We start from the raw sequence: 14,043 nt of genomic DNA, 5'->3' as shown, positions 1-14,043 counted from the left end.
ATCCCCGTGCCGAGCCCCTACCGCGCCCTGTTCGCCGCCCCCGGCACCAAGGGCTTCACCGCCGCGGGCTTCCTCGGCCGGATGCCGCTGTCGATGATGGGCATCGGCGTGGTCACGATGGTCTCCCAGCTGACCGGTCGCTACGGACTCGCCGGCGCCCTGTCGGCCACGATCGCACTCGCCGCGGCGGTGGCGGGCCCGCAGGTCTCGCGGCTGGTCGACCAGTACGGGCAGCGGCGGGTGCTGCGCCCGGCGACGCTGATCTCGCTCATGGCGGGGGCCGGGCTGCTGCTCGCCGCGCACTACGGGTGGCCGGACTGGGTGCTGTTCGTGGCCTGCGTCGGCATCGGCTGCGTGCCCAGCGTCGGGGCGATGACCCGGGCCCGCTGGGCCGCGCTGTACCGGGAGACGCCGCAGCTGCACACCGCGTACTCCTTCGAGTCCGTGATCGACGAGGTGTGCTTCATCTTCGGGCCGATCATCTCCATCGGGCTGTCCACAGCGTGGTTCCCGGAGGCGGGCCCGCTGCTCGCCGGCTGCTTCCTGGCCGTCGGTGTCTTCTGGCTGACCGCACAGCGGGCCACCGAGCCCGCCCCGCATCCGCGCGAGCGCCAAGGCGGCAGCTCGGCTCTGCGCTCCCCCGGGCTGCAGGTCCTGGTGGCCACCTTCGTCGCGACCGGAGCGATCTTCGGGTCCGTGGACGTGGTCACCGTGGCCTTCGCCGAGGAGCAGGGGCACAAGGGCGCCGCGAGCGTGGTCCTCGCGTTGTACGCGGCGGGCTCCTGCGCGGCTGGACTCGTCTTCGGACTGCTGCGCTTCAAGGGGGCGCCCGAACCTCGCTGGCTGCTGGGCATATGCGCGATGGCCGTGAGTATGATCCCCCTCCTACTGGTCGGAAACTTGCCGTTTCTGGCCGTGGCGCTGTTCGTCTCGGGCATGGCCGTCGCTCCCACGATGATCACCACCATGTCCCTGATCGAAGAGCACGTACCACGCGCGCAACTGACCGAGGGCATGACCTGGGTGAGCACCGGGCTCGCGGTCGGGGTCGCGCTCGGCTCCTCCGCCGCCGGCTGGGTGATCGACGCCGCCGGTGCGGGTGCCGGGTACGGGGTTCCGGCGGTGTCCGGGGCCGTCGCGGTCGTGGTCGGTTTCCTGGGGTATCGCCGGCTCAGCAGGCCGGCTCCGCGTCGGGGAGGCACCGTTGAGCAGCACAGCGAGCGGCAGGAACGGCACGTGGCGTAACTGGGGCGGCAATGTCGCCGCCCGCCCCGCGCGTGAGGTCACTCCGGCCTCAGTCGAGGAGCTGTCAGGGGCGATACGCCGGGCCGCCGAGGACGGCCTGAAGGTGAAGGCGGTCGGCAGTGGCCACTCCTTCACGTCCATAGCCGCCACCGACGGCGTGCTGATCCGCCCTCAACTGTTGACCGGCATCCGCAACATCGACCGGGATGCCATGACGGTCACGGTCGAGGCCGGTACCCCGCTCAAGAGGCTCAACATGGCCCTGGCGCGCGAGGGGCTGTCGCTCACGAACATGGGCGACATCATGGAGCAGACGGTCTCGGGCGCCACCAGCACCGGCACGCACGGCACAGGCCGTGAGTCGGCCTCCATCGCCGCCCAGATCAAGGGCCTGGAGCTGGTCACGGCCGACGGGTCAGTGCTCAGCTGCTCCGAGAAAGAGAATCCGGAGGTTTTCGCGGCGGCCCGCATCGGCCTCGGCGCCCTGGGCATCGTCACCGCGATCACCTTCGCCGTGGAGCCGATCTTCCTGCTCTCCGCGCGCGAGGAGCCGATGCCGTTCGACAAGGTCCTGGCGGACTTCGACGAACTGTGGGCCGAGAACGAGCACTTCGAGTTCTACTGGTTCCCGCACACCGGCAACACCAACACCAAGCGCAACAACCGCAGCGCGGGCCCGGAGAAGCCGGTGGGGCAGGTCGCCGGCTGGTTCGAGGACGAGTTCCTCTCCAACGGCGTCTTCCAGGTGGCCCAGTGGGTCGGCCGCGCGGCGCCCGCCACGATCCCTTCGATCGCCCGGATCTCCAGCAAGGCGCTGTCCGCGCGGACCTACACGGACATCCCCTACAAGGTCTTCACATCACCGCGCCGGGTGCGCTTCATGGAGATGGAGTACGCCGTCCCGCGCGAGGCCGTCGTCGAGACGCTGCGCGAACTGAAGGCCATGATCGACCGCTCCGGCCTCAGGGTCAGCTTCCCGGTCGAGGTGCGCACCGCCCCGGCCGACGACATCACGCTGTCCACCGCCTCGGGCCGCGACAGCGCGTACATCGCCGTCCACATGGTCAAGGGCACCCCGTACCAGCGGTACTTCACCGCCGCCGAGCGCATCTTCACCGCGCACGAGGGGCGTCCGCACTGGGGGAAGGTGCACACGCGGGACGCCGAGTACTTCGCCCAGGTGTACCCGCGCTTCGGCGAGTTCACGGCGCTGCGGGACCGGCTCGATCCGGACCGCAGGTTCCAGAACGACTACCTGCGCAGGGTGTTGGGGGCGTAGCACTCGATCGGCTCGATCCACCCGGTCGACCAACTGCGCAGCCAGGAGAGGTGCGGGCGAAAGCATTAGTTCCGTTTCCGGCGTTTACGTGAAGTGCACCACGTTCAAGATCGGAGAACCGCTCAACGGACGGCCGAGTCCCACCCCTTGCCAGAAGTTGAGCGGCGCGCCAATCCACGCACGTGGCCCAAATGGAGTACTGTTGCGAGCCCTGGGTCCGGTCTCCCGCCAGGGCGTCCGTGGCCTTCAAGGACTGCCGGGAGGGGGCTAGTTGCACAGGGTGACGGAGTTGGTCACTTAGCGTTGCGAACAGGTAACCGTGCCATAACGGCGATCCAGGGCCCGCGCCCGACACGCCGGGCAACTCGGCAAGGTTGTGGCAGGCTGCACCCGGGCAGGCCACACTCGACTAGCGGAAGCAGCGACGCACGTGACGTCGGCAGGCACCACCCGGGAGGTCCCCATGCCCGAACTGCGTGTCGTGGCCGTCTCAAATGACGGCACACGGCTGGTGCTGAAGGCTGCCGACGCAACGGAGTACACGCTTCCGATCGACGAACGCCTGCGCGCCGCCGTGCGCGGCGACCGTCCCCGTCTCGGCCAGATCGAGATCGAGGTGGAGAGCCATCTCCGCCCCCGCGACATCCAGGCGCGTATACGCGCTGGTGCGACCGCGGAAGAGGTCGCCCAACTCGCCGGCATCCCCGTCGACCGCGTACGCCGCTTCGAGGGCCCTGTGCTCGCCGAGCGCGCCTTCATGGCCGAACGGGCACGCAAGACTCCCGTCCGCCGCCCCGGCGAGAACGCCGCCGGGCCGCAGCTCGGCGAGGCCGTCCAGGAGCGGCTGCTGCTGCGCGGCGCCGACAAGGACACCGTGCAGTGGGACTCGTGGCGCCGTGACGACGGCACCTGGGAAGTGCTGCTGGTCTACATGGTGGCGGGCGAACCGCATTCGGCGAGCTGGACGTACGACCCGCCCCGGCGGCTCGTGCAGGCTGTCGACGAGGAGGCGCGCTCGCTGATCGGCGAGTCCGAGGACCTCGCCGCGCCGGAGCCCAGCTTCCCGTTCGTGCCGCGTATCGCCCGGCTTCCGCGCGAGCGTGGCATGGACCGTGCCCTGGAGACCGCGCGGCCGAGCCTGCCGGCCCAGGCCTCCGAACCGGCCGAGGAGACCACGGAGGAACGGGACTCGCTGACCAGCCTGCTGGAGGCGGTGCCCAGCTTCCGGGGCGACCTGGTGGTCCCGGAGCGCCCGTCGGAGCCGGACCCGGAGGAACCCGCCGCCGAACCGGACACGGAGGAGCCGCCCGCCCCCGCTGCCTCGGCCGGTGCCGGTTCCGCCTACGCGGACGTACTCATGCCCCGCTCCGTCGGCAGCCACCGTGACCGCCTCATCGGCGCCACGGACCGCCAGGCCGAAGCGGACGGCGTCCGCCCCGGCCGCCGCGCCGCCGTCCCGAGCTGGGACGAGATCGTGTTCGGCACGCGCAGGAAGAAGCAGGAGTAGGCAGCAGAGGTAGGCAAGCAGGAGTAGTCGGTCGTTCGGCTGTGGATACGGCCGTACGAGCACGAGGGCCGTGTCGGTTGCGACGCGGCCCTCGTGCTGCGCCCGCCTACTGCGGATCCGGCCCCACAGCCACCGGTCGGGACGGGTCCGAGGACCACTCCGACCATGAGCCGACGTACAGGGCCGCCGGAATGCCCGCTACCGCCAGGGCCAGCACCTGGTGGGCGGCGGAGACGCCCGAGCCGCAGTACACGCCGACCTCCGTGCCCTCGGACGCGCCCAGCGCCTTGAAGCGCGCGCCGAGTTCCTCGGCGGGCAGGAAGCGGCCGTCCGCGCCGACGTTCTCGTTCGTGGGGGCGGACACGGCGCCCGGGATGTGGCCGCCGACCGGATCGATCGGCTCGACCTCTCCGCGGTACCGCTCCCCCGCTCGCGCGTCCAGAAGTACGCCCGACCGAGCGAGCGCCGCGGCGCCGTCGGCGTCGAGCAGGCCCGTCGCCCCCGGCGCCGGCTCGAAGTCGCCCTCCGCCGGAGGCGGCTCGGACGTCTCCAGCGGCCCCTGCCAGGTCGGCAACCCGCCGTCGAGGACCCGCACATCCGGGTGACCCGTCCAGCGCAGCAGCCACCACGCCCGGGACGCTGCCCAGCCCTGCCCGCCGTCGTACACGATCACGCGCGCCGACGACGACACGCCCGCCCGGCGCATCGCAGCGCCGAACTCGGCCAGGTCCGGCAACGGGTGACGGCCGTGCGAACCGGGCGCGGAGGCCAGTTCCCGGTCCAGGTCGACGTAGACCGCGCCGGGGATGTGCCCGGCCCGGTATGCGGTCCTGCCGTCGAACGGCGGCTCACCGGCCGCCTTGGCCATGGTCAGCTGCCAGCGGACGTCGAGCAGCACCGGCGGGTTCTCGCCCGTCAGTTCGATCGCGAGTTCGGATGCGGAGATGATGGCGTTCATGGCCACCATCCTTGCGCACGGGGTGGCCGCATCGGCCGGCTCCGGTTACTCTGCCCGCCGGACAGGCTCGATCACGAGGCGTACGGGATCGGGCACATGCTGTACAGCCGATCGACATCCGTCGGCAATCGCACGGAAACGGGCGGTAAATCGCACACCGGGCATCCTCCGGGCACCGGCCGTCGTGCGGCGGCGTGCCCGCAGCGCGCGCGGCCACGGGTGGTGCGAGCATCGGCTCGGGGGTCCGGACCACGGACGCGACGCGGCCACCACGAGAGGCCGAGGAGAGAGTGACGATGACCGAGGCACGGGGGTCGGCCGGCCCGAACGGTGCTACGCACGCCCGGCACGCGCCCGGCACGCCCTGCTGGGTGAGCCTGATGGTGCACGGACTGGCCGCGACCCAGGAGTTCTACGGGGCGCTGTTCGGCTGGGAGTTCCAGCCCGGCCCCCAGCAACTCGGCCCCTATGTGCGGGCCCTGCTCGACGGCCGTGAGGTGGCCGGCATCGGCCAGCTGCCGCCCGACCGCCACCTCCCCATCGCCTGGACGCCCTACCTCGCCTCCAACGACGTGGACCTGACCGCCGAGACGGTACGGCTGTGCGGCGGCACCGTCGGAGTGGGCCCGCTGGACGCCGCCGAGGCCGGCCGGATGGCGATCTGCTCCGACCCCGCCGGCGCCGTCTTCGGCATCTGGCAGACGGCGGCCCACCTCGGCACTGCCGTCACGGGCGTGCCCGGCACCCCCGCCTGGAACGAGCTGCTGACCTTCGAGTCCGTGAACGTCGCCAAGTTCTACGAGTCCGTGTTCGCCTACGAGGAGGAGCCGGTGGTCTCCGCCGACTTCGACTACGTCACCCTGCACATCGACGGCCGCCCGGTCGCCGGCATCCACGGCGTCGGCAACGCCCTGCCCCGCGACCGGGGCCCGCACTGGATGACGTACTTCGAGGTCGCCGACACGGACGAGGCACTGGAGCGGATCGTCGACCTCGGCGGCCACGTCCTCGAAGCGGCCCACGACAGCGCGCACGGCCGCGTGGCAACGGTGGCGGACCCGGAGGGGGCCCGGTTCTCCCTGATCCAGAATCCGCGCTGACGGCACTCAGGGGTGGTGCGGGGCGGCTCGGGGGCCGGGATGGCCGAGTGGGCCGCGGTTCAGGCCGGCTGCACCGGCAGGACGTCCGGGGACAGCGCCGCCGCCCGTGCGCTGGCCGCCGTCATGCGGCGGCGGTGATGGCGACGGCACAGGACCTCGTAGCCGACGGCGTCCGCCTGGTTGACGTCGCCGACGACCACCTGGGCGCCCTCGACGACCATCTCGCCGCCTATCGTGCGAGCGTTGTGCGTGGCGCGGGCGCCGCACCAGCACAGGGCCTCGACCTGGAGCACCTCGACCCGGTCGGCGAGTTCCACCAGGCGCTGGGAGCCCGGGAACAGCTTGGAGCGGAAGTCGGTCGTGATGCCGAAGGCGTAGACGTCGAGGCCCAGGTCGTCGACCACCCGCGCGAGTTGGTCGATCTGGTCCGGTGCGAGGAACTGGGCCTCGTCGGCGATGACGTAGTCCGCGCGGCGTCCCCGGGAGAGGTGGTCGACGAGGTAGGCGTACAGGTCCATGCCGTCCTCGACCTCCACCGCGTCCGTGACCAGGCCGAGCCGCGAGGACAGCTTGCCCTCGCCCGCACGGTCGTCGCGCGTGAAGATCATGCCCGCGAGGCCACGCGCCGAACGGTTGTGCTCGATCTGGAGGGCCAGCGTCGACTTCCCGCAGTCCATCGTTCCGGAGAAGAACACCAGCTCGGGCATGTTGAGTTGAGCACCTTTCGGTGAGGAGATCGGTCGGGAGGTGACGACGTCCGGCGATGACGTGCAGCGTGTCAGGTGCGTACTTCGAGGAGGGGGACCAACTGCTCGGCGGGCGTCATCGAACCGTGGTTGCCGACCATCGCCGACTCCTTCGGCTCCCGCTCGGACGCGATGATCAGGACGTCGTCCCGCGCGGCCGCGACCACGTCACCGATGCGGTCGTACACCCGCTCGTCGATCTGCGGGCCGAACCAGCCCGCTGCGATCGCCTCGTCCCGGGAGGCCACCCAGAACTGCTCGCCGAGCACCTCGCGCCAGCAGGTCAGGACGTCGTTCGCGGCGCCGGGCACCGCGTAGACGTGCCGGGCCCGGCCCTCGCCGCCCAGCAGGGCGACGCCGGCGCGCAGTTCCCAGTCCTCGTCGAAGTCGATGCGGTGCTGCTCGTCGAAGGGCACGTCGATCATGCCGTGGTCGGCGGTGACGTAGAGCGCGCTGCGCGGGGGCAGCTGCTCGGCGAGGCGCTGGACGAGCCGGTCGACGTACATGAGCTGGCCGCGCCAGGTGTCCGAGTCGACGCCGAAGCGGTGGCCGGCGCCGTCGAGCTCGGCGTAGTACGTGTAGACCAAGGAGCGGTCGCCCGCGGCCAGTTGCTCGGCGGCGAGGTCCATGCGCTCCTCGCCGGCCAGCCGCCCGTGGAACGTTCCGCCACTCAGCGCGACCTTGGTGAGTGGGGTGTTCTCGAAGGTGGGCGACGACACCTGGGCCGCGTGCACTCCGGCCTGGTGCGCCAGTTGGAAGACCGTGGGATACGGCTGCCAGACGCGCGGTGACGTCCACGGGTTCCAGCGCAGCTGGTTCATCAGCTCGCCGGTCTCGGGGTTGCGCACGGTGTACCCGGGCAGGCCGTGCGCGCCCGGCGGCAGGCCGGTGCCGACGGAGGCGAGGGAGGTCGCGGTGGTGGCCGGGTAGCCGGCGGTGATCGGGCGTCCGGTGCCGCCGCGCGAGCTGCTCAGGAGCGAGGTCATGAACGGCGCTTCATCGGGGTGCGCCTTGAGCTGCTCCCAGCCTAGGCCGTCGACCAGGAACACGCAGTTCCGGTCGGTGGCGGTCAGCTCGGGGATGGCGGCGGTCATCTCCGGTACGGCCATGCCGGCGGCCAGCGTGGGCAGCAGATCGGCGAGCGAGCCGCTGCCGTACTCGGGGGCGGGCGCGGAGTCGACGGCGAGGGGTTCCGGGTGGGCGTCCCAGGCGGTGGGCTGGATCATCTCAGCGCGCGACGTCCGCCGTCGCCTCGGAGAGCGACTGCGCGAAGGCGAGCGCCTGGCGCACCGTCTCCGGGCCGTCACCGGCCTCGCTGACACGCAGGCTGAGGTCGTCCGCCGTCGAACTGCCCGTGTAGCCGTGGTCGGCCTCGCAGTTGGGGTCGCCGCAGGCGGCGGGCTCCAGGTCGATCCGGGAGACGGCGCCCCAGCCGATGGTCAGCACGACCTCGCGGGGCAGTGTGCCCGGCTGGTACTGCTCCGGATTGGCGACCACACGGCTGACCACCACCGACGAGATCCGGCCGAGTTTCACGGACTCCGTGGACGTCGTCGCGTACGGCGTCGGGGAGGTGGTGTCGGCGGCCTGCTCGTCGGTGTGGCTGACGATGAACCGGTTGCCGGTGAGGACGAGCACGGTCACGTGCCGCCGCACCTCGTTCTGGTCGAACGTCGTCTCCTGATGGACCAGGTACGACCGGATGGGCTCGCCGCCCACAGCGGCGTCCACCGCCTCGGCCACGAGGGCCGGGTAGTAGCCGCTGCGCTCGATCGCCGCTCGCAGCCCCTGGGTCGTCGTACTGGTCTTGGCCATGACGCCCATCCTACGGGGGCCCACTGACTGCGAGGCACCGCTCACGGCGGTCTCAGTACGTCGGGAGGGTCCTTGGCCCGAGGTCGTCGCGGGCGGGCGGTGGCGCGAGGCGTACGGAGGCGCCGAGCACGCTCAGGCCGTGTGTGGCCACGACGACCGGCTCCAGGGTGACCGCGACGACCTCGGGGTGGTCGTCGACCAGCCGCGACACCCTCAGCAGCAGCTCCTCCAGGGCAGGTGTGTCGACGGGCGTTGAGCCGCGCCAGCCGAACAGGAGCGGTGCCGTCCGGATCGAGCGGACGATCGAGGTCGCGTCGCGGTCGGTGACCGGGATCAGCCGGTGCGCCGTGTCACCGAGCAGCTGCGAGGCGGCCCCGGCGAGCCCGAAGGACAGCACGGCACCGGCCGCCGGGTCGATCACGGCCCGTACGACGGTGTCGACGCCGCGCGGTGCCATGCTCTGCACGACCGGCCGCAGCTCCTCCGGTCTGCCGAACAGCTCGGTCAACTCGGTGTACGCCCGCCGCAGTTGCTCCTCGTCCGCGAGATCGAGCCGTACGCCGCCGAGGTCGGCGCGGTGGCGCAGGTGCGGGGCGGTGGCCTTGAGGGCGACGGGGTAGCCGAGGGTGTGGGCGGCGTCGGCGGCGGCGTCGGGGGTGGGCGCGTGCAGGGCGCGGTGCACCTGGATGCCGTACTTGCCGAGCAGGTCGCAGGTCTCGTCCGTGCCGAGCGTGAGTCCCTGCCCGCGCGCGAGCAGCCGGTCGATCAGCTGGGCGGCGCCCTTCTCGTCGATGTCCTCGTACTCCGGCACCTTCCCGGGGTCGGCCGCCTCGCGCCGCCACTGGGAGTACTTGACGGCTTCGGCGAGGGCGCGCACGGCACGTTCGGCCGCGGGGTAGGCGGGGATGAGGCGGGGGGCGTTCTCCGAGGTGTCCGACTGCTCGGGCGGTGTCTCGGCCGGGAAGTCGAGGGGGCGGAACGGGTGGGTGGCACGGAGCGTGGCGCCGGGCGGCGTCCTGCCCGCCTTCGGTGCGGTGCTCGCCGCGGCCGACAGGGCCTCCGCGAGACCGCCCAGTTCCACGTGCACCACCAGCACCGGCTTCCCCGGCACCCCTTCGGCCGCCGACCGCAGTGCCTCCGCCAGCTCCGCGTCGCCCGGTGACACCTCCCCGATCGCCGGAATCGCCGTCACCACGACCGCGTCGCAGGTGTCGTCCGCCAACGTGCGGGACAGCGCCGCCCGGAAGTCCGCGGCCGAGGCCCCCGTCGTCAGATCCAGCGGCGGCAACGGCCGCAGCCCCTCGGACAGGCACGCGTCGTACGTCAGCAGCCCCAGCGACTCGGAGTTTCCGAGGATCGCCACCCGTGGCCCGGCCGGCAGCGGCTGGCGTGCGAGCAGCAGCCCCGCGTCGACCAGTTCGGTGATCGTGTCCACCCGGATCACGCCGGCCTGCCGCAGCAGCGCGGACACGGTGGCGTGCGGCAACCGCGTGGCCCGTACCGCATGCCCCTGCGGTGCCGCGCCGCCGTGCCGCGCCCCCTGCACCACGACCAGCGGCTTCGCCGCCGCGGTACGCCGCGCGAGGCGGGTGAACTTGCGCGGGTTGCCGATGGACTCCAGGTACATCAGTACGACGTCGGTGTCCGGGTCGTCGTACCAGTACTGAAGGACATCGTTGCCGGACACGTCGGCCCGGTTGCCCGACGAGACGACGGTCGACACACCCGTGACCCCGGTGACCCCGCCGCCGCGCCGGTGCAGCCGGGACAGCAGCGCGATCCCGATGGCACCGGACTGGGCGAACAACCCGATCCGGCCGGGGCGGGGCATCTCGGGCGCCAGTGAGGCATTCAGTCGTACGTCGGCGGAGGTGTTGATGATCCCGAAGGCGTTCGGCCCGATGATGCGCATGCCGTACGCGCGTGCGTGCCGGACGAGTTCGCGCTGCCGCTCGCGCCCGTCGGGCCCGCTCTCGGCGTACCCGGCGGAGACCACGACCAGCCCCTGCACGCCGTGCTCGCCGCACTCGGTGACCACCTCGGGGACGTACTCGGCCGGCACGGCTACCACCGCGAGGTCGACGGGCCCCTCGATGTCCCGCACGGACCGGTGCGCGGGCACGCCGTCGAGCTCCTTGAGGTGCTCCGGGAACGCCTTGTTCACGGCGTACAGCTGCCCGGTGAACCCGGCGTCCCTGATGTTGCCCAGGACGCTGCGGCCCACCCCGCCGGGCGTGCGGCCGGTGCCGATGACGGCGACGGAGCCGGGCACCAGCAACCGTCGCACGGACCGCGCCTCGGCGCGCTGCTCGCGCGCGTACTGCACGGCGAGCGAGCGGTCCGTCGGCTCCAGGTCGAACTCCAGGCGTACGACGCCGTCCTCGAAGCTGCGCTTCTGGGTGTACCCGGCGTCCGTGAACACCTTGATCATCTTGGTGTTGGCGGGCAGCACCTCGGCGGCGAACCGGCGGATCCCGCGCTCGCGGGCGACCGCGCCGACGTGCTCGAGGAGGGCGGAGGCGACGCCGCGTCCCTGGTGGGCGTCCTGGACGAGGAAGGCGACCTCGGCCTCGTCGGCGGGGGACGACGCGGGCATTCCGTCGGTGCCGATCCGGTCGTAGCGTACGGTTGCGATGAACTCGCCGCCCACTGTGGCCGCGAGTCCCACCCGGTCCACAAAGTCGTGGTGCGTGAAGCGGTGGACGTCCTTTGCGGACAGTCGCGGGTAGGGCGCGAAGAAGCGGTAGTACTTCGACTCGTCCGACACCTGCTCGTAGAAGCTGACCAGGCGCTCGGCGTCATCAACGGTGATGGGGCGGATGCGTGCGGTGCCGCCGTCGCGCAGCACCACGTCGGCTTCCCAGTGGGCGGGGTACTCGTGCCGGTCCGAGGCGCTCTGCATGGGGCCCAGAGTACGGCTCGCGTACGACAACGGCGCGAGGCAGTCTGTGGAGGACGTATGACGGGTCGAGGCCGCGACCCGACGGTCACCTCAGGAGGGGACGTTTTGTCCCTCCCGGCATGCTTCACGGGTGTGGGAAACTGGTCTAGACAACCCTGAACACCGAAGGGCAGCATCACATGGCTGAGCGCCGCGTCAACGTCGGCTGGGCCGAGGGCCTTCACGCCCGCCCCGCTTCCATCTTCGTCCGGGCCGCCACGGCCGCAGGTATCCCGGTGACGATCACCAAGGCCGACGGCAACCCCGTCAACGCGGCCTCCATGCTGGCCGTTCTGGGCCTGGGCGCCCAGGGCGGTGAGGAGATCGTCCTCGCCTCCGACGCCGAGGGTGCGGACGCCGCCCTGGACCGGCTGGCGAAGCTGGTCTCCGAGGGCCTCGAGGAGCTTCCCGAGACGGTCTGAATGACCTGAGCGGGCCTCCGCCGTACACGGTGAAGCCGCGTCTGCCTTTCCGGCCGACGCGGCTTCGCTGTTTTTCGGCAGGCGGCCAAGGAATTCACGGGCTACCCGAAAAAGGGCAGCGGAAATTACCCGCCGCCAAATATCTCCTCTTTGTATACGGCGCCCGTGTTAATGTCGCAGGCTCGGCATGTTTACGGGATGTTGCGAATTCCTCACACGCTCCGCGCGGTCGCCGCCGGAGCCGAACCGCAGCCGATGCACACCGATCGCGCGCTCGGTGTGCAGCGTCGTGATCGCGCGGGCGCGATCGCTGTCGCCGCGCGCCACCGCGTCCACGATCGCACCGTGCTCGGTCCAGGACTCCACGGGGTTGACCGGCGACTCCACCGCGTACATCCAGGCGATCTTGTGGCGCAGCTGGGTCAGCATCGAGGTCAGGGCGGGGCTGCCGGAGGCCTGGGCCAGCGTCTCGTGGAACCAGCCGCCCAGGGAGCGCAGATCCTCGCTGTTGCCCCGCCTGGCCCGCTCCTGGCCCAGCCTGACCAGGCCGCGCAGGACCTTCAGATGGGCCTCGGTGCGCCGCTGGGCGGCCCGGGAGGCGCCGAGCGGCTCCAGGAGGGTGCGCATCTCCAGCAGGTCGGCGGCCTCCTGCTCGGTCGGTTCGGCGACGCACGCGCCCGCGTGCCGCCGGGTCACCACGAAGCCCTCCGCCTCCAGGGTGCGCAGGGCCTCCCGCACGGGGACGCGGGAGACGCCGTAGCGGCGCGCGAGGAGTTCCTCGGTGAGCCGGCTGCCGCGCTCGTAGACACCGGCGACGATGTCGTCCCGGATCGCGGTGCATACCGAGTGCGCCGGAATACGCATGACCGACCTCCGCTTTAATCCCCGTGAAACGTCGACGAATGACGTGTGTTCAGTGACTCTATTGCAACCGGCAGGAATTTCCGATGGCGGGTCGGAATCCATGGATATTTTTTGGACACACGGTCGTCCGAAACGCCGAAAGCCCCGGCTGGCGGAGCCGGGGCTGAGGGAGGCGGAGCCTAGGTCGTCAGACGTTCACGCCGTGCGAGCGGAGGTAGGCGACGGGGTCGATGTCGGAGCCGTACTCCGCCGTCGTGCGAGCCTCGAAGTGCAGGTGCGGTCCGGTGACGTTGCCGGTGGCGCCGGACAGGCCGATCTGCTGGCCGGGGGTGACGGCCTGGCCCACCGAGACGCCTATGGACGACAGGTGGCCGTACTGGGTGTACGTGCCGTCGTTCATCTTGATCACGATGTTGTTGCCGTACGACCCGCCCCAGCCGGCCTCCACGACGGTGCCGGAGCCGACCGCGTGAACGGAGGTGCCGCTGGCGGCGTGGAAGTCGACGCCCGTGTGGCTGCCGGAGGACCAGACGGCGCCGCCGGCCTTGTAGCCGGTGGAGACGTACGAGCCGGAGATCGGGGCCACGTAGGACAGCAGGCGCTTGCGCTCGGCCTCGCGGGCGGCGCGCTCCTTGGCCTCGCGCTCCTGCTTGGCCTTCTCGGCCGCCTTCTTGCGCGCGGCCTCCTCGGCGGCCTTCTTCCGGGCCGCGGCCTCCTCGGCGGCCTGCTCCTGGGCGGCGGCCTGGGCGTCGAGCTGGTCGGCGATCGAGCCCTCGATGGTGACGACGGGGATGAGGCCGGTCTGCTCGACGGCGGGTTCGGCGGCGAGCGCCGGGGCGGCGAGGGCGCCTATGACGCCGGTGGCGGTGAGTGCGGCGGCGCCCGCCGCGCGGGCGGTGGTGCGCTGCATCCGGCTGGGACGACGGTGCTTCCCGCTGGGACGCTTGTTCCCGGTGGCGCAGGTGAACGCCATGTAGTGGCTGGTCCTTTCCTTCCCTCTCGCCTACCGGGTTAGCTGACGGGTTCGGAGCAGGAAGGTCTCCTACGGGCCCCCTCGCAGTTGCGCGGGCGTCCGATTCACCCCAGGGACTACGGTGGGTCCCCGGCTCCCCTGGCTCGCGCCGTACGGGGACTCGGCGATGGCTGTCCGGTGCCGCGGCTGCGGC

General features: G+C 71.6%; 12 protein-coding genes and 1 riboswitch. Of the genes, 5 read left to right on the top strand and 7 right to left on the bottom strand.

Translation table 11 applies throughout. From position 1 onward, the window contains the following. Window positions 1-6 precede the first annotated feature (6 nt). From EHO50_RS16455 to sepH, 3 genes are all read left to right on the top strand, one after another. Window positions 7-1,245, top strand: coding sequence for an MFS transporter (locus tag EHO50_RS16455; protein WP_128430901.1), 1,239 nt, complete (start codon window positions 7-9; stop codon window positions 1,243-1,245). After that, a complete protein-coding gene (locus EHO50_RS16450; RefSeq protein WP_128430900.1) occupies window positions 1,205-2,524 on the top strand; it encodes a D-arabinono-1,4-lactone oxidase in 1,320 nt (439 codons plus the stop codon). Before EHO50_RS16455 ends, EHO50_RS16450 begins: the two co-directional genes overlap by 41 nt. A gap of 463 nt (window positions 2,525-2,987) precedes the next feature. Continuing rightward, a complete protein-coding gene (gene sepH, locus EHO50_RS16445; protein ID WP_128430899.1) occupies window positions 2,988-4,031 on the top strand; it encodes a septation protein SepH in 1,044 nt (347 codons plus the stop codon). A gap of 106 nt (window positions 4,032-4,137) precedes the next feature. Here the strand turns inward: sepH and EHO50_RS16440 are convergent, their stop codons facing one another. Then, window positions 4,138-4,989 (bottom strand): sulfurtransferase, encoded by an 852-nt coding sequence (locus EHO50_RS16440; RefSeq protein ID WP_128430898.1) that lies wholly within the window; start codon window positions 4,987-4,989, stop codon window positions 4,138-4,140. A 296-nt stretch (window positions 4,990-5,285) separates the two neighbouring features. Here EHO50_RS16440 and EHO50_RS16435 point away from each other — a divergent pair, with 296 nt between their 5' ends. Beyond that, window positions 5,286-6,089 carry a VOC family protein gene (locus EHO50_RS16435; protein ID WP_128430897.1) on the top strand — a complete coding sequence of 268 codons (804 nt, stop codon included), beginning with the start codon at window positions 5,286-5,288 and terminating at the stop codon, window positions 6,087-6,089. A 59-nt stretch (window positions 6,090-6,148) separates the two neighbouring features. Here the strand turns inward: EHO50_RS16435 and EHO50_RS16430 are convergent, their stop codons facing one another. From EHO50_RS16430 to EHO50_RS16415, 4 genes are all read right to left on the bottom strand, one after another. After that, window positions 6,149-6,796, bottom strand: coding sequence for a thymidine kinase (locus tag EHO50_RS16430; RefSeq protein ID WP_128430896.1), 648 nt, complete (start codon window positions 6,794-6,796; stop codon window positions 6,149-6,151). A 71-nt stretch (window positions 6,797-6,867) separates the two neighbouring features. Beyond that, on the bottom strand, window positions 6,868-8,061 hold the full coding sequence (locus tag EHO50_RS16425) for an alkaline phosphatase family protein (RefSeq protein WP_128430895.1): 1,194 nt from the start codon (window positions 8,059-8,061) through the stop codon (window positions 6,868-6,870). A gap of 1 nt (window position 8,062) precedes the next feature. Beyond that, window positions 8,063-8,650, bottom strand: coding sequence for a DUF5998 family protein (locus EHO50_RS16420; protein WP_128430894.1), 588 nt, complete (start codon window positions 8,648-8,650; stop codon window positions 8,063-8,065). Window positions 8,651-8,702: 52 nt separating this feature from the next. Beyond that, window positions 8,703-11,552 carry a bifunctional acetate--CoA ligase family protein/GNAT family N-acetyltransferase gene (locus tag EHO50_RS16415; protein ID WP_128430893.1) on the bottom strand — a complete coding sequence of 950 codons (2,850 nt, stop codon included), beginning with the start codon at window positions 11,550-11,552 and terminating at the stop codon, window positions 8,703-8,705. Between the two features lie 179 nt (window positions 11,553-11,731). Here EHO50_RS16415 and EHO50_RS16405 point away from each other — a divergent pair, with 179 nt between their 5' ends. Next, window positions 11,732-12,013: an HPr family phosphocarrier protein gene (locus EHO50_RS16405; RefSeq protein ID WP_128430892.1), complete on the top strand. Its 282-nt coding sequence runs from the start codon at window positions 11,732-11,734 to the stop codon at window positions 12,011-12,013. Window positions 12,014-12,181: 168 nt separating this feature from the next. Here EHO50_RS16405 and EHO50_RS16400 read toward each other — a convergent pair whose 3' ends face one another. Continuing rightward, window positions 12,182-12,877, bottom strand: a complete 696-nt coding sequence (locus EHO50_RS16400; protein WP_128430891.1) for a GntR family transcriptional regulator — start codon at window positions 12,875-12,877, stop codon at window positions 12,182-12,184. A gap of 187 nt (window positions 12,878-13,064) precedes the next feature. Next, window positions 13,065-13,850 (bottom strand): M23 family metallopeptidase, encoded by a 786-nt coding sequence (locus tag EHO50_RS16395; RefSeq protein WP_128430890.1) that lies wholly within the window; start codon window positions 13,848-13,850, stop codon window positions 13,065-13,067. A gap of 12 nt (window positions 13,851-13,862) precedes the next feature. After that, window positions 13,863-14,026, bottom strand: a riboswitch (cyclic di-AMP (ydaO/yuaA leader). Window positions 14,027-14,043: the final 17 nt, after the last annotated feature.

The sequence above is a fragment of the Streptomyces cyaneus genome (assembly GCF_004028635.1).
Lineage (GTDB): Bacteria > Actinomycetota > Actinomycetes > Streptomycetales > Streptomycetaceae > Streptomyces > Streptomyces cyaneus.
Note: the sequence above shows the minus strand (reverse complement) of the source record. Positions and strands in the feature narration are given on the sequence as shown.

Coding starts and splice junctions, on each gene's coding strand:
- sepH (WP_128430899.1), top strand. CDS start 2,988: ATGCCCGAACTGCGTGTCGTGGCCGTCTCAAATGACGGCACACGGCTG.
- EHO50_RS16440 (WP_128430898.1), bottom strand. CDS start 4,989: ATGAACGCCATCATCTCCGCATCCGAACTCGCGATCGAACTGACGGGC.
- EHO50_RS16435 (WP_128430897.1), top strand. CDS start 5,286: ATGACCGAGGCACGGGGGTCGGCCGGCCCGAACGGTGCTACGCACGCC.
- EHO50_RS16430 (WP_128430896.1), bottom strand. CDS start 6,796: ATGCCCGAGCTGGTGTTCTTCTCCGGAACGATGGACTGCGGGAAGTCG.
- EHO50_RS16425 (WP_128430895.1), bottom strand. CDS start 8,061: ATGATCCAGCCCACCGCCTGGGACGCCCACCCGGAACCCCTCGCCGTC.
- EHO50_RS16420 (WP_128430894.1), bottom strand. CDS start 8,650: ATGGCCAAGACCAGTACGACGACCCAGGGGCTGCGAGCGGCGATCGAG.
- EHO50_RS16415 (WP_128430893.1), bottom strand. CDS start 11,552: ATGCAGAGCGCCTCGGACCGGCACGAGTACCCCGCCCACTGGGAAGCC.
- EHO50_RS16405 (WP_128430892.1), top strand. CDS start 11,732: ATGGCTGAGCGCCGCGTCAACGTCGGCTGGGCCGAGGGCCTTCACGCC.
- EHO50_RS16400 (WP_128430891.1), bottom strand. CDS start 12,877: ATGCGTATTCCGGCGCACTCGGTATGCACCGCGATCCGGGACGACATC.
- EHO50_RS16395 (WP_128430890.1), bottom strand. CDS start 13,850: ATGGCGTTCACCTGCGCCACCGGGAACAAGCGTCCCAGCGGGAAGCAC.